Genomic DNA, 20,300 nt, shown 5'->3' with positions numbered 1-20,300 from the left:
CCCGCTTTCGCCATAATGTGCCACCTTTTGAACAGGATTGGCCTCATGTGGTTTAAGCACTTGCATTTATACCGCCTGCACGACGCGCCCGAGTTATCCAGCGATGCGCTCGCTAGCGCTTTACAAGAGCATGCCGCCAAACCACTCGGCAACGCTGATGCACGCCGCCTGGGCTGGACTGCACCCGCTGGACGTATGGGCGGCGGGCAACTCGTTCACGAAATTCAATCGCATCGCCTTCTTTCCGCCCTTCGCCAAGAGAGGCTACTGCCTGCCTCGGTAGTCAAAGAAGAAGTCGACGAGCTCGTCGCCGATATCGAAGCCAGCGAAAGCCGTAAAGTTACCCGCAAAGAGAAAACCGCGTTTAAAGAGCAGGTAACCGAGAATTTATTACCCCGCGCTTTTGTGCGTAGCCAGAAAATTGATCTTTGGTGGGATATTAATGGCCAGATGATCGGTATCAATGCCAGCTCAAGAACCCGCGCCGAAGACATTCTGGATTTGCTGCGCGAAACCCTGGGCAGCTTGAAAGTCACCCCGCTGAGTTCGCAAACGTTGCCTATTCGCGCCATGACCACTTGGCTGGGCGATGTGGCTAGCCGCCCTGTCGATCTGCAGCTGGGTGATCAAGTCGAGCTCAAAGCGAAAGGCGATGACGGCGTACTTCGCGCGCGCCAAGTCGATTTAGACAGTGATGAAATCCAGCAGTTACTCGAAAGCGGCCGCCAGGCCAGCAAACTCGCTGTGAGCTTAGAAGGCCGGTTAAGCTTCGTGCTGCACGATGATTTGGCGCTGAAATCGTTGCGCTTTGGCGATGCCCTCATTGAAGAGGCGGACCATGCTGACGACGGTGACGATGCGCTCGCCCGCCTGGAAACAGACTTTATTTTAATGGCGCAGGCACTATCTACCGATATTCCGCGCTTGATAGAGTGGCTCGGTGGCGAGACGCAGCGGGAACCCGCAGCTCAATAAATAGCTCTAAAATAAATAGTTCTAAAAAGTGTTCTAGCAATAGCTCTATAAATCTTCGCTTTAACGCTCATAATCGACACTCTTCCTAATCACCAACGGTTTATCATCCAACGGTTCGCATGACTCATCACAATAACGCTACTAATACCGCTAACGAGACAGACCCGTGGGCTGACATTCGGCCCTTTATGGATCATGAAGTAGCCGATGTTCTTGCTAGGCTCTCACGGGACAACGAGTTGCTGGATGCGCTGACTCGCTTTCGGCTTCCGCGCTTGGCACGCTGGGCGCCGTCACTGGCGCGTGGCTTTGCCAGTCGCGCGGTCCGTCGTGAAGTGAAAGGAGTTACATCGGTCTACGAATTTCAAATGCGTATTGCGCATTATATGGAGCGCATGATTCGTACCACCACGGATGCCTTTGAAGTCACTGGGCTTGATAAGCTTGACCCCAAGGGCGCCTACTTATTCATTGGTAATCACCGCGATATCTCGTTGGACCCTGCTTTCGTCAACTATGCGCTCTATCAAGCGAATCGTGACACCGTGCGTATCGCCATCGGTGATAACCTGCTCAAAAAGCCCTATGTCACTGACCTAATGCGACTCAATAAAAGCTTTATTGTGCCGCGTAGTGCACGGGGCAAACGGGCAATGCTGGCAGCGTATCAACAGCTTTCGGCCTATATTCGCCACACGATTACCGAAGACCAGCACTCCATCTGGATGGCACAACGTGAAGGCCGGGCAAAGAACGGTATCGACCATACCGAGCCTGCGATCATCAAAATGCTAATCATGGCGAGACGTGCTTCAGAGCGCGACATGGTCTTTGGTGAGGCCATCGCTGAGCTAAAACTGGTGCCGGTGTCGATTAGCTATGAATATGACCCCTGCGACGTGCAAAAAGCCCAGGAGCTGTACGATATTGACACCCAAGGCAGTTACGCCAAAAGTGAGTTTGAAGATATTCGCTCCATTGTGGCTGGCATTACCGGCTCTAAGGGACGCGTGCGGCTGCATTTTGGTACGCCAGTTGGTGCTGATATGGCAACGCCAGACGAAGTGGCCGCGGAGATTGATCGTCAGGTGATTGGCGGGTACCGCCTCTTTCCCAGCCACTATTTAGCGCTTGAAGCATTGGGTGAAGCACCGGAATTAGTAGCGCGTAAAGCGATTACTAAACAAGACAGGGAGCGTTTCAATGCACGACTTGCCGATGTACCTGAGGCGTTAAGGCCATATTGGCTTGCTCAATACGCGAACCCCGTCAAGCACAAAGCCGGTCGATTGACGCTTTAAACCAGCGTTTTAATCTGCAGGTTTAATGCCGTGCAACTCATGCCCGTTGGCAGAAAAAATGCTATGGTCAACGCATTGACTGGCTTCGCTTGGCCCTGTCGTCGTTCGCGATCCTAAGGAGACTCCCATGTCCGGTTCAGAAATCCAGAAAACACGTGTCATCAATGAGCTGCGTGGCTTTATTCGCAAATTGCTTCAAGACCCCAAAATTCTTGAGCAATCCCTTGTGATCGCCAGGCAGCAACTGACCGAAGGCAACAGCCCCGCGGCCATGGCACGGATTGCTAACGAAATTTCCGATACTACCAGCGTGCATATTCCGGAAGATCCGGCTGAGCACTCTGAGGCTGATAAGCTTTTTTTAGAACTGCTGCGCGAAGTGGTTCAGGAAGAGCAGGCCTTGTATTAAATGTTGTATAAAGCATCGTATTAATCGTTGCTAAGGAAAGCCAGCGGCGAAGCCCACAGTGACTTCGCCGTGTTTTTAGTTACCGCCTGATCGGCACCCTTATTCACTCGGAATTAACCTTCACCATGTCTACTACCGCCACGCGCAATATTTTGGTGACTAGCGCGCTCCCTTACGCCAACGGAGCTATTCACCTCGGCCACCTGCTTGAATATATTCAGACGGATATCTGGGTTCGTTTCCAGAAAAGCCGTGGTCAACAGTGCTACTACGTATGTGCTGATGATGCCCATGGCACCGCCATTATGCTGCGCGCCGAGCAAGAAGGTATAACCCCCGAAGCGCTTATTGAGCGGGTTTCCAAGGATCATCAAACCGATTTTTCCCGTTTTGGTGTTGGGTTCGATAATTATCACTCGACTCATTCCACTGAAAATCGCCACTTCAGTGAAATGATTTATAAGCGCTTGCGCGATAAAGGTCATATTGCCACGCGTGATATTGAGCAGATGTTTGATCCCCAGAAAGGCTTGTTTTTAGCCGACCGCTTTATTAAAGGCACCTGCCCTAAATGCGGTTCAGAGGACCAGTACGGCGACAACTGTGAAAAGTGCGGTGCTACCTACACCCCCGCTGACTTGATTAATCCAGTCTCAGCAATTTCTGGCGCAACGCCCGAAGTACGCACCTCAACCCACTACTTCTTTAAGCTGCCCGACTTTGCCGACTTCCTACAGCGCTGGATTGACGACGGTCACGTTCAGCCGCAAATCCGTAATAAGTTGATGGAGTGGTTTGAGTCCGGTTTTAACGAGTGGGACATTTCCCGCGACGCGCCCTACTTTGGCTTTGAAATCCCCGACGCACCTGGCAAGTATTTCTATGTCTGGCTGGATGCGCCGATAGGTTATCTGGCCAGCTTCAAGAACCTGTGTGATCGCGAAGGTATCGACTTCGACAGCTATTGGAAGAAAGGCTCTGATGCCGAGGTGTACCACTTTATCGGCAAAGATATCGTCTACTTCCATGCGCTCTTCTGGCCCGCCATGCTGCATGGCGCTGACTTGCGCACGCCGACAGCCGTCAACTGCCACGGCTTCCTGACGGTAGACGGTGCCAAGATGTCGAAATCCCGCGGGACATTTATTAAAGCCGCCACCTACGCCGATCACCTCAACCCGGAATACTTGCGCTACTACTTTGCCGCAAAGCTTACCTCCAAAGTTGATGATTTGGATTTAAACCTGGAAGACTTTGCCGCGCGGGTAAACTCAGATTTAGTCGGCAAAGTAGTCAACATTGCTAGCCGCTGCGCCGGTTTTGTTAAAAAAATTGGCGGTGGCACTCTCTCGGCTCACTGCGCTGAGCCACAGATGGTCGCCCGCTTTATTGCCGCCGGTGACGATATTGCCGAAGATTTTGAAGCCCGGGAATTTAGCCGGGCAATGCGCAAAATTATGGAACTGGCGGATGAGGCCAATACCTACATTGCTGATAAAGAGCCCTGGGCCCTGGCTAAACAGGATGGGCGCGATGGCGAAGTACTGGATATATGCTCGGTAGGCATTAACCTGTTCCGTCAGTTGATGGTGTATCTAGCCCCGGTAGTGCCGGCGATGGCTGAGCAAGCCCGCGAATTTCTTAATGTCGAGTCGTTGGATTGGCACACGCGCCAAGCTGTCCTGACCGATCACTCGATCAATAAATTCAAGCCACTAATGACCCGCGTTGACCGGGATAAAATCGATGCGATGATCGAAGCGTCGAAGGAAGATCTTGTGGAAGAGCAAAAACTGAAAGAAACGCCCAAAGGCCCGCTGGCGGATGACCCCATCGCCGCTGAAATCGACTTTGCGGCGTTTGCCAAGGTTGACCTGCGCATTGCGCGTATCACCAAAGCCCAATACGTGGAAGGCGCTGATAAGCTGCTGCAACTGACCCTCGACCTGGGGGGCGAAACGCGCAATGTGTTCTCAGGCATTCGCTCTGCTTACGCGCCTGAAGCACTGGAAGGTCGCTTGACGGTTATGGTTGCCAACTTGGCTCCGCGTAAAATGCGCTTTGGAATGTCTGAAGGTATGGTACTAGCCTCAGCCAATGAAGAAGGTATTTATCTGCTTTCCCCAGATACCGGTGCCGAACCGGGCCAGCGGGTCACCTAATCACTATAGAGCCATGCCAAAGGGGCAGAGGCTAAACGCCTTTGCCCCTTTTATTTTTGAATCTATCTTACATCGTCACCGTTTCGCTTAGGCATACCCTATGGTTCAACGCTTCTCTCGATCTTTGCGCTTTCGTTTTCTGGCCGCCTTGGGCGGGGTGTTATTACTAGCCCTTATTTCCTTAGCTGCCTTGAGCAAGTGGGTAATATTTCCCGCACTTCATAAGGAAGAGCGTGCGGTAGTAATCCAGGAACTAGCGCAAATTGAACGCAGCCTCAATATCAGCCAACAAGAACTACTAGCCCAAGCGCGAGACTGGTCGATCTGGGACGATACCTATGAATTTATTCAGGGTAACTACCCTGGCTATACGGATACCAATTTTAGCCAACAGATGTTTGAAGAAATGCGCTACCAGCTAATGGCCTTTTTCAATGCGGAGGGCGATGTACATTTTCTAGCAGGTCTCAATCCTGCTACCGGCCAATACCACACTTGCTATACCGCAGAACGTGAGTGCCGCTGGATGTCGGGGCTGATTCGCACAATGCAGTCTTCTATTAAAGAAGATCCAGAACAGGGGAAAAGCAGGCTGTATGCGGGTACAACGCCGCTAATGGTAGCATCCAATCCCATTGTGAGAACTGATGAGAGCGGCCCGCCCCAGGGATGGCTATTCAAAGTGAGGCCAATGGACGATGCCTGGTTGACGATCATAGAAGACTATACAGGGCTACCAACGACGCTTTCGATGGTGGAAGGCGGTATCAATAATGACACAGCCGTCACTATCTCAGGCAATACGATCCAGGCGCAGCGCTATTTAACTACCTACCCGCATAACGAGCAGTTAGCATTGGGAACCCAGCTTAATCGCACCAGTTATTTGGCCAGTCTAGAAACGTTTCGCTACGTACTTTTATGGACAGCCTGCTTGATGCTATTAGTGATTGGCCTTGTTCTGCTGCTACTGGAGCATATTATTCTGAAGCCACTCAGAACTCTGACCCAGTTTACTCAGCAAGCCAGCGTGGATCTAAAGGGATCAAGCAATCTATTAGGACGCGGAGATGAAATTGGCGTCCTAGCACGCGCCTTTCAAGAGCAGTTCAAGCATCAACAACAGCTCAACGCTGAGCTTATCGAACTCTCTACCCACGACCCATTGACCGGTCTGCCCAATCGCCGATTATTCGATCAGCGCCTGCGAGAGGTCGTTAATATATCCTTGAACACAGGTCAGCCCTTGTCGGTAATGATGATCGACATTGATCATTTCAAACTGTTTAACGACCATTACGGACACCCCGAAGGCGATATATGTTTGCAACGAGTAGCGCAGACGATGCATGACGTTGCCACTGCCCATGGTTTTTTTATCGCGCGCACAGGTGGGGAGGAATTCAGTGCTATGTTGCCTGCGAACACCGCCACCCAAGCAATGGAAAAAAGCCAATCGCTTAGTGATGCTATTGACCAATTAAAGCATCCTCACCAGATGTCGCCAGTGGCCTCGTATGTCACCGTCAGCATTGGTATTAGCCAGTTGGATATAGGAGGTGTGATGACGCCCAGCGGATTAATGACGGCCGCTGACCAAGCGCTTTACGCAGCCAAAGCTGCAGGGCGCCACTGCGCCAAGGTTTATACGCCTTCGCTCGCCAACGCCACAATTTCTTCGCACAGTGCGCCATCATGAGTGAGCTATTTATCATTTTGATCAGCACTGCGCTGGTCAATAACTTCGTACTGGTTCAATTTTTGGGTCTATGTCCATTTATGGGCGTCTCTAATAAGTTGGAGTCGGCCATGGGCATGTCCCTGGCCACCACCTTCGTACTGACCCTGGCGTCAGCCGCTAGCTTCGTGGTCTATCATGGGCTGCTGGTGCCGCTGGATGTGACGTACCTGCGCACTATCAGCTTTATTGTGGTGATCGCCGCGGTGGTTCAATTTACAGAAATTATGGTTCGTCAATTAAGCCCACTACTGCATCAAGTACTGGGAATATTCTTACCGCTTATTACCACCAACTGCGCGGTATTGGGCGTAGCGCTGCTATCGCTTAACCGCGAACTGAGCTTTTTTCATACCACCCTCTACGGCTTGGGAGCAGCGCTGGGTTTTTCGCTTATTTTGGTACTATTTGCTGCCATGCGTGAGCGTTTGGCAGGCGCGGATATTCCTAAACCGTTTCAAGGTGCGGCGATTGCCATGGTGACCGCTAGCCTTATGTCGCTAGCGTTTCTCGGCTTTTCCGGATTAGTACAAGGGTGAAGGTAGCGCATAATGAGTGACACATTCGATGCTATCAGCATGCTTAGCGCCGTTGCGGTATTAACCGGCTTAGGCCTGGGTTTTGGTGCCCTGCTAGGCGTGGTGAGCGAACGCTTCAAGCGGGAAGATAACCCACTGGTGGAACAAATTGATGCACTATTGCCGCAAACTCAGTGCGGCCAGTGCGGCTATCCAGGCTGCCGCCCTTATGCCGAGGCGATTAACCAAGGCGATGCACTGAATAAATGCCCGCCAGGTGGCGAATCGACGATCCACGCCCTCGCTGATCTATTAGGCCGGGAGCCTGAGCCCCTGGACGGCGAAGCTCAAAGCGAAGCAAAAGTGGCGTTTATTCGTGAAGCGGAGTGCATCGGCTGTACCAAGTGCATTCAAGCCTGCCCGGTCGATGCGATTATTGGTGCGGCTAAGTTAATGCATACCGTGATTGAAGATGAGTGTACCGGCTGCGACCTGTGCCTTGACCCTTGCCCCGTGGATTGTATCGATATGCTACCGCGAACGTCACCGCTCACCCATTGGCAACCGGTAACAGCGCACTCTTCAAACATGATTGCCAGCGACCGCCAAACCGCACCAGGGGTGTCTTGATGTCGAACGCCTTTGATTTCCCCGGTGGAATTCACCCGCCCGAGCGCAAACAGCGATCGAATCAGGCCGAGCTGATTGACGCGCCATTACCTGGCCGAGTGACGCTGCCGCTGCAACAGCACAGCGGCCAGCCCGCCACGCCCTGTGTCGCGCCGGGCGATACAGTCAAAGTAGGTAGCGTCATTGCCAAGCGCGAAGGCATGATCTCCAGTAATCTGCACGCCAGTATTAGCGGAACGGTGAGCGAGGTTAACGCCACCCAAATCATCATTGATAGCGATGGTCAGGATGAGTGGCTCCGGTTACCCAGCCTCGACTGGCAACGCGCCGCCCCCAATGCGCTGTTTGAACGCTTAAACGAGAGTGGGATTGTTGGATTAGGCGGTGCTGGGTTCCCCACGCATATTAAAGCGAGAGTGGTTGAACGGCATACGATCCACACCTTGGTGATTAACGCTGCGGAGTGCGAACCCTATATCACCGCCGACGACCTCACCCTGCGACATTACGCTAACGACGTACTCGAAGGCGCCCAGATAAGCGCCAAACTGTGTGGCGCGCAACATATCGTTATTGGCATTGAAGATAACAAACCCGAGGCCATTGAAGCGCTGCGTCAGGCGATACAGAAGAGCCAGCCGATTACCGTTGAGCTCAAAGTAATTTCCACCCGCTACCCCAGCGGCGGCGAGCGCCAACTGATTAAGCGACTGCTAGACCGTCATGTTCCCAGCGGCGGCTTGCCCGCCGATGTGGGCGTGCTGTGCCATAATCCCGGCACCTTGCTGGCAATACTACATGCCGTGCGTGATGGTCAGCCGCTGGTGTCCAGGGTTGTCACGCTAACAGGCGAAGCGATTAGTCAGCCCGGTAATCGCTGGGTAAGGTTGGGCACCTCCATCAAAGAAATGCTGGAACAAGTCGGACTAGATCACACAGCATTACACCAAGTGATTCAGGGCGGCCCCATGATGGGAGCGCCGCTGCTAACACTCGATACGCCGGTTACCAAACTTACCAACTGTTTAATCGCGGCGACTATTGTCGAACTACCACCTGCCCCTGTGGAATCGCCCTGCATACGCTGTGGTGAGTGTGAAAGCGTTTGCCCGGTGTCGCTGCTACCCCAACAGTTGCACTGGTACGCCCGCGCCAACGACGATGCCAAGATGGAGCGCTATCATTTGTTCGACTGCATAGAGTGCGGCGCTTGCAGCTACGTCTGCCCCAGCCATATTCCGCTAGTCGTGGATTACCGCGAGGCTAAAAGCCGGATACGCCTGCAGCGGATTGAGACAGCAAAAGCGGAGTACGCCAAGCACCGTTTTGAGTTTCGCCAAGCGCGGCTCGCTCGGGAAGAGGCAGAAAAACAGGCACGCAAAGAAGCGCGCAAATCGCAACAACGTCGCACGCCGACCAGCGCAGTTGCCAGCAGTGAAAAGGTCGATTTACGGGGCCTAAGAATTGCCCATGCCGCTGCCAAGGCATCGGTTAAAAAAGCTGAAAAGACCCTGGCACGCGTCGCCCAGGAAGACCCCAAACAGCCGCTAGATGATTTGGAGATGCAGCTTGCCACTGCCCAAGAGAACCTGAAAGCAGCCGAATCTCAGCTTGCCCAGGCGAAGGAACAGCAAGCAGACTCTGCCCCCTCCCCAAGCGAGGAGTCTTCATGAGCATGATGCACGCGTCAGGCGTTAACGACGCCCCCGTGACGACTTTCGTGCCGCCCACAGCAAGCTTAATGCGCAGGGTGATCGTGGCGACGCTGCCGGGCATCGCCACCATGAGTTACTTTTTTGGTCTGGGCGTACTCAGCAATATATTAATAGCCGCTGTATTGGGTGTAGCGCTTGAAGCCGCGGTTCTGCGGCTCCGCAAGCGGCCCATTCGCGTTACATTGAATGACGCCAGCGCTCTACTCACTGCTATTTTGCTCGGCGTTTCGCTGCCCCCCGCTAGCCCCTGGTGGTTGATCGGCGTTGGGATGATCGCCGCCATCGTGGTGGGCAAGCAGCTATACGGTGGTTTAGGCCACAATCCTTTTAACCCGGCCATGATCGGTTATGCGCTGCTATTGGTGTCGTTTCCTACCTACATGACGCTGTGGGCGCCACCCCAAGAACTACTCCCGGAGGGCTTGTGGGCACAAATCACTGGAACGCTACCTACGGCTCAGCTAGATGGCCTAAGTGGTGCCACACCGCTCGATGCCTTTAAACACAAAGGCGAGGCAGTGCTTGCCAGCGAATTCTGGGCAACTAACCCACTGCCCGATGGGACGCTTAATGCCTGGCGCTGGGTAGCCCTTGCTTGGTTAGCGGGTGGCATCCTTTTACTCGTAAAGCGAATTATTAGCTGGCACATCCCGGTGGCGATGCTTGGCAGCGTATTACTACTTGCCACACTGTTTTATCTCAGCGACCCCAGCCACTTTGCCTCACCGCTTTTTCACCTGCTTACCGGGGCGACGCTGTTTGGGGCGTTTTTTATCGCCACCGACCCGGTCTCCGCCGCCACCAGCCGTCGCGGCAAACTACTTTATGGAGCCGGTATCGGCGCCTTGATTATCATTATTCGCACCTTTGGCGGTTACCCGGATGCAGTGGCGTTTGCGGTGTTGCTGATGAATCTATGCGTACCGCTGATAGACCTGTACAGCGTGCCACGCCCGACGGGGCAGCCAAAAAGCTCCCGGGGTGAGCAGCCATGACGCTCTTCCAAGCCATGCAGCGCGGTGCTCTCGCATTGGGCACCTTTGCTCTGGTTACTGCGGGTAGCGTTGCACTCACTCGAGCACTTACCGCCGAGCGAATAGCGACCCATCAGTTGGCTTACCAGCACCGTCAGCTACACGAAGTACTCCCCCAAACGCTGGGAAATATACCCGTCACCCAGGTGATAGAAGGCACCTTTACCCTGCCTAATCCCGAAGCATTGGGGTTAAAAAGCGACAGCCAAGGCTGGTGGGTAAGCGACAGCGAGAACAGTGCCGTCATTTTGCCGGTGCTCACCAGGCAAGGCTATAACGGTGAAATTCGCCTACTGATCGGCATTGACGAACAGCAGCGCATTAGCGGTGTGCGCGTCACTCAACACCAGGAAACCCCTGGGCTAGGCGACGATATTGAGCGGAGCCGCAGCGACTGGATTACGCGATTTAATGGCTTAGGGTTAGCGAGCTTGCCACCGGAAGACTGGGCGGTAGCTAAAGACGGCGGTCACTTTGATGCTTTTACTGGTGCAACGATAACGCCTCGCGCCGTGGTGAATGCCGTACATGAAGCGCTGCAATATGCCGCTGACACTCCGTTACCCATTACTTTCAAGGAGCCCGGCGCATGAGCCTCCATCCAATAAGCCAATGGCGCCAACTGGCCCGAGATGGGCTGTGGTCGAACAACCCTGCTCTGGTTCAACTGCTGGGGCTCTGCCCGCTGTTAGCCGTTAGCGGCAGTGTAGTGAATGCGCTGGGCTTGGCGCTTGCCACGCTGTTGGTCATGGTGAGCGCCAGCACAGTGATTTCAATGATTCGACACCAGGTACCCAGTGCAGTGCGCCTGCCCGCGTTCGTGATGGTGATTGCTGCTTTTGTGACCTGCGCTGAGCTACTGATGGCCGCCTACGCCTACCCGCTCTATCAAGTGCTGGGGATTTTTATTCCGCTGATTGTCACCAACTGCGCCATTTTAGGCCGCGCGGATGCCTTTGCCTCGCGCCAACCTGTCATTCCAGCGGCCATTGATGGCTTTATGATGGGGCTAGGGTTTGGCGCCGTACTGGTACTGCTGGGCGCGCTACGCGAGCTACTCGGCCAAGGCACACTATTCAGCGATATGGCGCTGCTGTTTGGGCCTCAAGCCGCCAATTGGCAGCTGACAATAGCCGACGACTACCAGTTCCTATTTTTTGTGCTGCCGCCTGGGGCTTTTTTTGTGGCAGGTATGTTAATCGCGCTGAAAAACGTCATTGACCAACGCAGCGCTGCACGCGCCAAGCCAGTCTCCACAACGCCTCGGCCTGAGCGTCGCGTGCGGGTCACCGGCACGATTAAATAGTTGGCAAGATACTCAAACATCGACGTGTAAACAGTTGCTCATATTCATCATTCGCATTTATCAAGAGACCCGCCATGAATGCCCAAAAGCGTCATGAAATTTTTGCTCGCCTTCAGGCAGAGAACCCGCACCCCACCACTGAGCTGAACTGGAGCACCCCCTTTGAACTGCTTGCGGCAGTACTGCTCTCCGCCCAAGCCACCGATGTGGGCGTCAATAAAGCCACCGCACGGCTCTACCCGGTAGCGAATACTCCCCAAGCGATCATTGATTTGGGTATCGACGAACTTAAAGCACATATCAAAACCATCGGCCTATATAACACCAAAGCCGAAAATCTGATGAAAACCTGCCATATGCTGGTCAACCTGCACGGTGGCGAAGTACCCAACACCCGCCAAGCGTTAGAAGCCCTGCCGGGGGTCGGCCGTAAAACCGCCAATGTGATTCTCAACACGGCGTTCGGTCAGCCCACCATGGCGGTGGATACGCATATTTTCCGGGTATCCAATCGTACCGGCATCGCTAAAGGCAAAGATGTCGTTGAAGTGGAGCAGAAACTGCTACGCCATGTACCCAAGGCTTTTCTGCAAGATGCTCACCACTGGCTGATTCTGCACGGCCGCTACACCTGCATTGCCCGCAAACCCCGCTGCGGTAGCTGCATTATTGAGGATTTGTGCGACTATAAAGACAAAACTGAAATCGCCTAGACGGAGTCCTTCATGCCTACCCCTGCCACGCTACTGCATGATCAGCCCATTGAGCAGCGTATTGATGCGCTACTGGATCTGTCTCGGCAACACGCCGAGCATTTTTGTAGTCCAGGGGCATGGCTGGCGCGGCAACGTTATATGGCACAGCACCCGACATCTATCGTCGTCATGAAGTGCATGGATGGGCGCATTCATATTCCCCACGCCACGCGCACGCCGTTAGGGATCATTACCCCGTTTCGTAACCTGGGCGGTATTTTTGATCTAGGCTGGCCCTACTTGGGGGAATTGCTGACCGAGACGGTTATCAATGCCGCTCAGGCGGGGCGCAGCACGCTAATGCTGATCACCTACCATTTTTCCCGTGGTAACCAAGCCCGCGGCTGCGCCGGGTTTAACTGTGATACCCAAGCGGCGAAAGCGCACGCCTATGATATTGCCGAACAGGCGGGCAAGCTATTTGGTCATGACCACCAACAGGTTTACCCGCTGGTATGCGGCTTTGAAACCGACAGCGATGCGCTGGTGATTCATGGCCAAGACGGCACGCCACTCGATGTCAGCGAGTGGATTGGCCGAGCCCCAGAAGGGCTAAGCAGTCAACTGAATGCCATTTGCCCCGATATGCCGCATGAGATGCAACGCGATTTGTTGCCTCTGCTGGAAGGTAACCTTGCCCACGTTAGCGAATTGCATGGCGTCGAGCGGGAGCTCGATATCGAGCACCGCGAATGGGTGATCTGCATCGGCCGGGGCTTTGATTTTCTGCACCTACCCAATACCGCCCTGATCATTGGCCCCTACGGGCCGGACTTAGCAGTGCCCATTGGCACGGCGGCCACTATCATTGACACCAATATGCACGCCGGACGCATCCCAGACGATGGCTTTATGCTGTTGGCTTCAACGCCCTACCAGCACAGCGGCGTCGACCGCGCCCGCGCGGAGTTGAAATCCCACTTTCTGTCAGAGTTTGCCGAGCAGGCAATCCGCCGTGAGCACCCGGCGCTTGCACAGAAGATGCGTCGCCATACCGCCGTGGTGCACTGGCCGACGCGGCGATTAGACCGGCTCGACTGATAGAAGTTGGCGGTAGGCCTCGCGCCAAGCGGGCCACTCCCAAACCGAAGTATCAAGGGTGACAGGACGCGCGGCGGGATTTGTCAGCCAAGCATTGAGTCGCTCATACAGCCCTTCTCGGGTGCCGTCGTAGCGGTAGCCAGGTGGATATAAAGCCGGGAAGCAAAGCCGGTCCGGCACCAGAGGCAGTGCCCCACGCTGGGCCGCCTCCATAATCGCCAACCCCTGAAACTCATGCCAGGTGGTCGAAACCACAATGCCTGCGCTATCTAGCAACTCACGGTACGCCTCCTCGGGCTGCGGCCCCCAAGCCACAATATGCTTGGCTAAGCGCTGCTCGGCTTCGTCAAAAATGGCCGGGGCTTGGCGAAAGCGCTGGCCTAGCACTGCCAGCTCAAACGCCACTCCGGCATCGCTTAGCGCGAACAGCACGGCAAAGAAGTCATCAGGATTTTTGTCATACTCCCAGCGGTGATTCCAGACAATGCGCTGTGGCACCGTTTTTTGAACAGCCGTTTGCTGGCGGGATGTTGAACATTCAGAAATGGGTACTGGTAAAACCTGAGACCGCTCGCGCAGCGCCTCCAGTGGCTTTGCCGCAGGCAGATTTTCCGGCATTTTTTTCAAAAACGCCCGTGCACCATCGATAAAGGAGTCACGATTATAGGCACTGTTAAACACCACACTATCCGCCGCTAGCGCCGTGTAGAGATTGACCATTTTGGCCTCTACTTGGGGTATCTGATCGCTAGACTTAGGATAGGCAAACTGGTTTTCGTGAAAATAGACAATTTTTTTTGCTCGCCCAAGATGAGGAAACAATCCGATCAAGGTGGCTAAATCAACCATCGACGTCGCTAACACCACATCATAGGGCTGGCTAAGGGCGTCATGCTCTTTGAGCATCCAACTTAAAGGGTTGCCACGAATACGCCAGGCAAAATGACGTGGCGGCAGAGTCAGGAGCGTCCAAGACACTTCATCAAGCTGCGCCATTAAACTCTGCGCCCAGTAGCGATGACTCACCGCTTCGTAGGCGGATAACAGTAGTACGCGCATTCACAGCCTTAGCAAGCAGATCAGTGGTAAGCCATAGCACTTTAAGACATAGCACTTTAAGACATAGCATGTTAAGCCATGGCACAGGAGCTAAGCAGTGTACCAAACCAGGCTCAATTGCTCGCTGCTAGCAGTTTATCTGCCGGTGCATTCGGCCAAGGTCGTCTTGGCTGGCAGTCTCGATCTATCTAGACTGCAAGCATGCATCGTTAAAACAAATAAAAGCTGGAGAACACCATGGCCAAAGTGCTCGTCGTCGATGACGAACCCAACATTGTTCTATCGCTTGAGTTCTTAATGGAGCAAGCAGGGTTTGAGGTAGTAACAGCCGAAGATGGTGAACAGGCGCTAGCACGTGTTACCGATAGCCAGCCTGATCTACTCTTGCTCGATATTAGCCTGCCGGGGATTAGCGGCTTTGACGTTTTAGAACGCCTACGCAACGAAGAGGCCACCGCCCAACTGCCGATTATTATGCTCACCGCTCACGGCCGTGATGTAGAACGTGAAAAAGGCATGGCGCTGGGCGCTGATGACTACATTACCAAGCCTTTTTCCACCCAATCCTTGGTGGAAAAAGTCAAAGCGCTACTCATTAAGGAGCAGCCATGACCCGAGGTGGGCTGCCCAAACGCCAGCGCCTGATTGGCCTATGGCTCTCGCTAAGCGGCATCAGCTTATTGGGCGGGGCTATTTTTGCCGCTTGGCTGGATGCTCAGCTCGCGCCCACAGGCGTCACCCGCATGGCGCTATGGCTAGGCAGCTTTTCCGGCGGCGCGACCCTATTTTTGGTGGGCTTAGTGCTTGAACGCATGCTGTTTACACCGCTGCGTCATTTACAGGTTCAGCTGGCACGTTTGGTTGCCAATCCCGACGCCCGTGACGAACACCCACCCGAGGGTTGGCTAAAAGGGCTGGGGCCAGATTTACGCCGTGTGCGCGAAAGCTGGCGCGAAGATCGTAGCCGCCTCGCTACTGCCCACGCCGACGGCGCACGCAGTGCGGCGCGCATTCGTCAGGAGCTGGAAACACTGCTGCAGGTACTCGAAACGCCCCTGCTTTTATGTGACTACCACCGTCGTGTGATGCTGTTTAACCAAGCGGCAGAAGACTTCTTTGAAGGTAATACAGGGTTAGGCCTGGGCAAACGACTTGAAGCGCTGCTCCCTGTGGCCAGCTTGCAGCAAGCACTCAGCCAACTGCCTAACGACGGCTCCCCGCGAGAGCTGCTCGCCCCCTGCGATAACCGCTGGCTCAAAGTGATACTGCGTCGCGTGCCGGGTAGCGATGGCGAAACATTGCTGACGTTTGGCGATGCAACGGCGTCGTGGTCGAGTGAAATGGGGGTAAGAGCCGAATTGGCCGATATGCTGACCCCCCTACGCCAGCATACCGCCAGTCTCACCAGCGCCGCCGATGCGCTGATCCAACTCCGCCATCAAAACGACGCCAGCACGTCATTGCTGCGTCAACGGTTTGAGCGCGTCATTCATGAGGAAGGCATCACGTTAGGCGACAACGTGGCCAAAATCGGCCAACTGCTCGATGATATGCAGCATCAGGGCGAGCGCTTAACGCCGATGTGGTCGAACGATTTCTGGCAAGCCCTGGATGAACGCCTAGATCCAAAGCATCGCTTAATTACCCCAGTGGGAATGCCCGCTTGGTTTAAAGGCGATGCACCCGCACTGATTGCTCTGTTCGACTCTTTAGTGAAGCACCTCAATACCCACCTTCCTGAGAGCGGCTTTGAAGGTGAGATATGCCTGGGTAATAAACGCGTCTATTTAGATCTTATCTGGCGCGGCAAAGCGATCCCCGAACATGAATTGGCGGAGTGGCGCCAGCAACCGCTCAGCTCGCTGCCCCTAACGCCCAGTGTTGCCGACGTGCTACGCCAACACGCCAGCGACATCTGGAGTCTGACTGACGATGATGGTGTGCATGCCCGCCTGCGCCTTCCGCTCCCCGCCGTTGAGCGCGTTGGTGCCCCGCGTGAAACGGCACCACCGCGCCCCGAGTTTCATGATTTTGGAATTGCCGACCTGCCTCCGCCGGATGAAGCGCTGGCTAGTCGTTCCTTGCGCAGCTTGGAGGTCGTGGCGTTTGATACCGAAACCACCGGACTTGAGCTGCGCCGAGGCGATACGGTGATCAGTCTTGGTGCCTGTCGCGTGGTCAACGCGCGACTATTGGCAAGCGAGGCCTTTGATCAAAAAGTCGATCCTCAGCGACCTATACCTGCCGCCAGCACGGCCATTCACGGCCTTACCGATGCTGATGTCATTGGCGCCCCACCGCTGGATATCGTACTTACCCGCTTTCGTGACTTTGTAGGGGAAGCCGTCTTGCTGGCCCATAACGCCGCATTCGATCTGCTTGCCATCAGTCACAAAGGCGTCACTTTTGATATTCCCGTCATCGATACCCTGCTGATTTCACGAGCGCTGGACGAAGCCTTGGACGGACATGACCTGGATAGCCTCGCCCAGCGCTACGATCTGGCATTCCCTCCCGGCACCCGCCACACTGCCTTAGGTGATGCTCGAGTCACCGCAGAACTCTGGCTAGCCCTGCTGCCACGCTTAGAGGCCCGCGGCGTCGACACCCTGGAACAGCTGTTAGCGCTGCAAGCCAATGCCTTTGACCGACAGGATGCGAGTGCCTTATGAAGGACACAGCGACATGAAAAACTCAGGCAGTAAACCGCGCAAAAGCGAACGCTTAATGGCCCTGGTAGCGGTCGCTTTACTGCTGTTCTGTCCACCGCTGATAATCGTAATAGACCGTCTTCCCTCCCTTAACATCGGCTGGTTACCGCTTTATCTGTTTTGCGCTTGGGCAGTCGTCATCGGTTTGACGGCTTGGCTAATGGAATACCGTGCGGATCGCTGATGATGCGTACTGACGCCGTCATCCTGGGCACTGCCTTTGGCTATTTAGCGCTGCTGTTTGTGGTCGCCGCCTGGGGCGACCGGCGGGCCGAGCAAGGGCGATCGCTGATCGGCTCGCCCACGGTATATGCCCTCTCCATTGCCGTTTACTGCACAGCCTGGACCTTCTACGGCAGCGTGGGGCGCGCCGCAGAGTTCGGCCCCAGCTTTTTACTCATCTATCTTGGCCCCACCCTCGCCATGCTGCTGGCACCCTTCGTGGTACGCAAGATGGTGCGCATTGCCGCCCGCCAGCGCATTACGTCCATTGCCGATTTTATCAGTGCCCGCTACGGTAAAAGTACCAGCTTAGGCGCACTGGTGGCCTTAATGGCCCTGATCAGTATCACGCCTTATATTGCCCTGCAATTGAAGGCGATTACCGTTAGCCATGCAGTCCTTATCAACTATCCACAAGCGGCCGACACGACGCTGGTGGATGAACACTTTTGGATGGATAAGTCTCTCTGGGTCGCGCTGGTGCTGGCGGTATTTATTATTCTCTTTGGCACCCGCCACTTGGATGCTAGCGAACGCCACGAAGGCATGGTGGCCGCCATCGCGCTGGAATCCCTGGTGAAGCTAGTCGCCTTTATGGCCGTCGGTGTGTTCGTGGTCTTTGTGATGTTTGAAGGCCCCGCGGCGCTGTTTGCGCAGGTAGCGGCCACGCCAGCGCTGGTCGATAGCATGCGGCTGGACAACGTTCCTGGTGGCGCCACCGGCTGGGTGGGCATGTTGGTGCTCGCCTTCCTGGCCTTTTTAACCCTGCCCCGCCAGTTTCAGGTACTGGTAGTTGAGAATGTCGATGAACAGCATTTAGCCAGAGCGAGCTGGTTATTTCCCCTCTATATGCTGTTGATCAACCTGTTTGTGATCCCTATCGCCCTGGCAGGCCTGCTGCTAGGTGCGAGCGCAGGTGATCCCGATAGCTTTGTTCTGACGCTACCGCTTTCAGCAGGTTTAGAAGGCCTGCCGCTACTGGTCTTTATTGGGGGGCTTTCAGCAGCCACCGGCATGGTGATCGTCGAGACAATCGCCCTCTCCACCATGGTTAGCAACCAGTTGGTGATGCCACTGCTGCTGCGCTCACGGCGCTTACATTTAAGTACCAAAGGCGAACTTGCCGGTTGGCTACTGGGTATTCGCCGGGTCGCTATCGTGCTTATTCTGCTGCTGGGTTATCTCTACCATGCACTCATTGGCGACTCATACAGCCTGGTCACCATTGGGCTAGTCTCTTTTGCAGGTGCGGCACAGTTTGCACCGGCGCTATTGATAGGCCTTTACTGGCGTGGTGCGACTCGCCAGGGCGCCACAGCAGGCTTAATCGCGGGTTTCTTGGTGTGGTGCTATACGCTACTGTTGCCGGGCTTTGCCCAGTCGGGCTGGTTGGATGCCACGCTACTTACAAACGGGCCATGGGGAATCGGCTGGTTGAAACCCTATGCGTTGTTTGGACTCGAAAATTGGGATATTTACACCCACTCGCTGCTCTGGAGCATGCTGGTCAACGTCGGGTTGCTGGTCGGTGTTTCGCTGTTTACCCGCCCAACGCCCCTGGAGCAAACTCAGGCGGCGCTATTCACCGAAGCCATGCACCCCAATCTACAAACAACATCACTCTCTGCGTCATTAATGCGCGGTCAAACCACTCAGGGGGCACTCAAAGAGCTTTTGGTTCGTTATCTAGGTGCCCAGACTACCCGCCGAGTATTCAGCCACAGCAGTACCAAAAACGCATTTGTGGCGGACGAGCCCGCTGCCGCCGAGTTGATTACACGTGCAGAGCAGGCATTGGCGGGGGCTCTGGGCAGCTCTTCAGCCCGCGTGTTGATCAACTCAGTGGTCCGTGGCGAAGCACTGGATATTGAGTCGATTCTCAGCATTCTGGATACCACCTCACAAACCCTTGAGTACAACCGTCGCTTGGAGCAGAAATCCCAAGAGCTCGTCCAGATCGGCGAAGAGTTGCGCAGCGCTAATGAGCGGCTGCGGGAGCTGGATCGTTTGAAAGATGAGTTTGTCGCCATGGTCAGTCATGAGCTCCGCACGCCGCTTACCTCCATCCGCGCCTTTGCCGAAATTTTGCGCGATAGCGGCCAGCTGTCCGATGAAAAGCGCCAGCATTTTCTGGGTGTCATCGTTCTCGAAAGCCAACGGCTCTCGCGCTTAATCGAAGAAATTCTCGACCTTGCCCGGCTGGAAAGTGGCCGTTTAACGCTTAACCCGGTGCCACTCGACCTTGCCGCCCTTACTCGACATAGCATTGACGCCATTGCGCATTTGCACCAAGAGCGTGGTATCCAATTAGAGGTTCATTTAGAAGCAGACCCAGCGATGGTGGTTGGCGACCATGATCGTTTAGAACAGGTGATTATTAACCTGCTTGATAACGCTAGTAAGTTTGCTGATCGAAACCAGCCTAAAGTGCGCCTGTCGCTCTATCACCATCGCCGCCATTTCCGTTTAAGCGTAGAGGATAACGGCGCCGGCATTAGCGCGGATGAGCGTGAACGGGTGTTTGAAAAATTCCATCAGATACAGCAGAACGACGATATTCCCAGAGGGCGCCCCAGAGGGAGTGGCTTGGGACTACCCATTAGCCGTGGAATTATCGCCCATCTGGGTGGACGCCTCTGGGTTGAGGATGCCAAAACGCTGGGCGGCGCATGTTTAACACTGGAGCTACCCGCGGCGCCGAATGACACTCACGCTTGATGCTAT

The 20,300-nt window shown here is 54.7% G+C and carries 18 protein-coding genes; 17 read left to right on the top strand and 1 reads right to left on the bottom strand.

Annotated elements, in window-relative coordinates:
• Window positions 1-45: 45 nt before the first annotated feature.
• From ACXUPB_RS10140 to ACXUPB_RS10080, 13 genes are all read left to right on the top strand, one after another.
• Entirely contained in the window at window positions 46-975 is a 930-nt protein-coding gene (locus ACXUPB_RS10140; RefSeq protein WP_472956484.1) for a recombination-associated protein RdgC, read from the top strand.
• 119 nt (window positions 976-1,094) lie between these two features.
• Entirely contained in the window at window positions 1,095-2,276 is a 1,182-nt protein-coding gene (locus tag ACXUPB_RS10135) for a 1-acyl-sn-glycerol-3-phosphate acyltransferase (RefSeq protein ID WP_035558574.1), read from the top strand.
• 127 nt (window positions 2,277-2,403) lie between these two features.
• The gene (locus ACXUPB_RS10130) at window positions 2,404-2,685 is read left to right on the top strand and encodes a hypothetical protein (RefSeq protein ID WP_035558576.1); all 282 of its coding nucleotides are present in this window, start codon (window positions 2,404-2,406) and stop codon (window positions 2,683-2,685) included.
• Between the two features lie 125 nt (window positions 2,686-2,810).
• On the top strand, window positions 2,811-4,847 hold the full coding sequence (gene metG, locus ACXUPB_RS10125; protein WP_472956482.1) for a methionine--tRNA ligase: 2,037 nt from the start codon (window positions 2,811-2,813) through the stop codon (window positions 4,845-4,847).
• Window positions 4,848-4,947: 100 nt separating this feature from the next.
• The gene (locus ACXUPB_RS10120; RefSeq protein WP_472956480.1) at window positions 4,948-6,546 is read left to right on the top strand and encodes a sensor domain-containing diguanylate cyclase; all 1,599 of its coding nucleotides are present in this window, start codon (window positions 4,948-4,950) and stop codon (window positions 6,544-6,546) included.
• Window positions 6,543-7,124, top strand: a complete 582-nt coding sequence (gene rsxA, locus ACXUPB_RS10115) for an electron transport complex subunit RsxA (RefSeq protein ID WP_007114112.1) — start codon at window positions 6,543-6,545, stop codon at window positions 7,122-7,124. The genes ACXUPB_RS10120 and rsxA overlap by 4 nt, the downstream gene beginning before the upstream one ends.
• 12 nt (window positions 7,125-7,136) lie before the next feature.
• Window positions 7,137-7,733 carry an electron transport complex subunit RsxB gene (gene rsxB / locus ACXUPB_RS10110; RefSeq protein ID WP_281662040.1) on the top strand — a complete coding sequence of 199 codons (597 nt, stop codon included), beginning with the start codon at window positions 7,137-7,139 and terminating at the stop codon, window positions 7,731-7,733.
• The gene (rsxC, locus tag ACXUPB_RS10105) at window positions 7,733-9,406 is read left to right on the top strand and encodes an electron transport complex subunit RsxC (protein WP_335597562.1); all 1,674 of its coding nucleotides are present in this window, start codon (window positions 7,733-7,735) and stop codon (window positions 9,404-9,406) included. The genes rsxB and rsxC overlap by 1 nt, the downstream gene beginning before the upstream one ends.
• Window positions 9,403-10,443: an RnfABCDGE type electron transport complex subunit D gene (locus ACXUPB_RS10100; protein ID WP_335597563.1), complete on the top strand. Its 1,041-nt coding sequence runs from the start codon at window positions 9,403-9,405 to the stop codon at window positions 10,441-10,443. The genes rsxC and ACXUPB_RS10100 overlap by 4 nt, the downstream gene beginning before the upstream one ends.
• On the top strand, window positions 10,440-11,075 hold the full coding sequence (gene rsxG / locus ACXUPB_RS10095) for an electron transport complex subunit RsxG (protein ID WP_281662037.1): 636 nt from the start codon (window positions 10,440-10,442) through the stop codon (window positions 11,073-11,075). The genes ACXUPB_RS10100 and rsxG overlap by 4 nt, the downstream gene beginning before the upstream one ends.
• A gap of 11 nt (window positions 11,076-11,086) precedes the next feature.
• Window positions 11,087-11,788 (top strand): electron transport complex subunit E, encoded by a 702-nt coding sequence (locus ACXUPB_RS10090; RefSeq protein WP_335597587.1) that lies wholly within the window; start codon window positions 11,087-11,089, stop codon window positions 11,786-11,788.
• Window positions 11,789-11,862: 74 nt separating this feature from the next.
• A complete protein-coding gene (gene nth / locus ACXUPB_RS10085; RefSeq protein WP_035558592.1) occupies window positions 11,863-12,501 on the top strand; it encodes an endonuclease III in 639 nt (212 codons plus the stop codon).
• 12 nt (window positions 12,502-12,513) lie between these two features.
• Window positions 12,514-13,584, top strand: coding sequence for a hypothetical protein (locus tag ACXUPB_RS10080; RefSeq protein WP_335597564.1), 1,071 nt, complete (start codon window positions 12,514-12,516; stop codon window positions 13,582-13,584).
• Here the strand turns inward: ACXUPB_RS10080 and ACXUPB_RS10075 are convergent.
• Window positions 13,567-14,643 (bottom strand): tRNA-queuosine alpha-mannosyltransferase domain-containing protein, encoded by a 1,077-nt coding sequence (locus ACXUPB_RS10075; protein WP_472956475.1) that lies wholly within the window; start codon window positions 14,641-14,643, stop codon window positions 13,567-13,569. The genes ACXUPB_RS10080 and ACXUPB_RS10075 overlap by 18 nt on opposite strands.
• Before the next feature lie 237 nt (window positions 14,644-14,880).
• On the opposite strand from ACXUPB_RS10075, the gene ACXUPB_RS10070 reads away from it, so the two are divergent.
• Genes ACXUPB_RS10070 through ACXUPB_RS10055 form a run of 4 tightly spaced genes read left to right on the top strand, consistent with a single transcriptional unit; the run spans window position 14,881 to window position 20,294 of the window.
• Window positions 14,881-15,255: a response regulator transcription factor gene (locus tag ACXUPB_RS10070; RefSeq protein WP_035558598.1), complete on the top strand. Its 375-nt coding sequence runs from the start codon at window positions 14,881-14,883 to the stop codon at window positions 15,253-15,255.
• Window positions 15,252-17,315, top strand: coding sequence for a 3'-5' exonuclease (locus tag ACXUPB_RS10065; protein ID WP_472956472.1), 2,064 nt, complete (start codon window positions 15,252-15,254; stop codon window positions 17,313-17,315). Before ACXUPB_RS10070 ends, ACXUPB_RS10065 begins: the two co-directional genes overlap by 4 nt.
• Before the next feature lie 13 nt (window positions 17,316-17,328).
• Window positions 17,329-17,538: a hypothetical protein gene (locus ACXUPB_RS10060; RefSeq protein WP_472956470.1), complete on the top strand. Its 210-nt coding sequence runs from the start codon at window positions 17,329-17,331 to the stop codon at window positions 17,536-17,538.
• Window positions 17,539-17,540: 2 nt separating this feature from the next.
• Window positions 17,541-20,294 carry an ATP-binding protein gene (locus ACXUPB_RS10055; RefSeq protein WP_472956727.1) on the top strand — a complete coding sequence of 918 codons (2,754 nt, stop codon included), beginning with the start codon at window positions 17,541-17,543 and terminating at the stop codon, window positions 20,292-20,294.
• Window positions 20,295-20,300: the final 6 nt, after the last annotated feature.

The sequence above is a fragment of the Vreelandella sp. DA03-1M genome (genome assembly GCF_055725665.1).
This window is presented reverse-complemented; position numbering and strand designations above follow the sequence as displayed.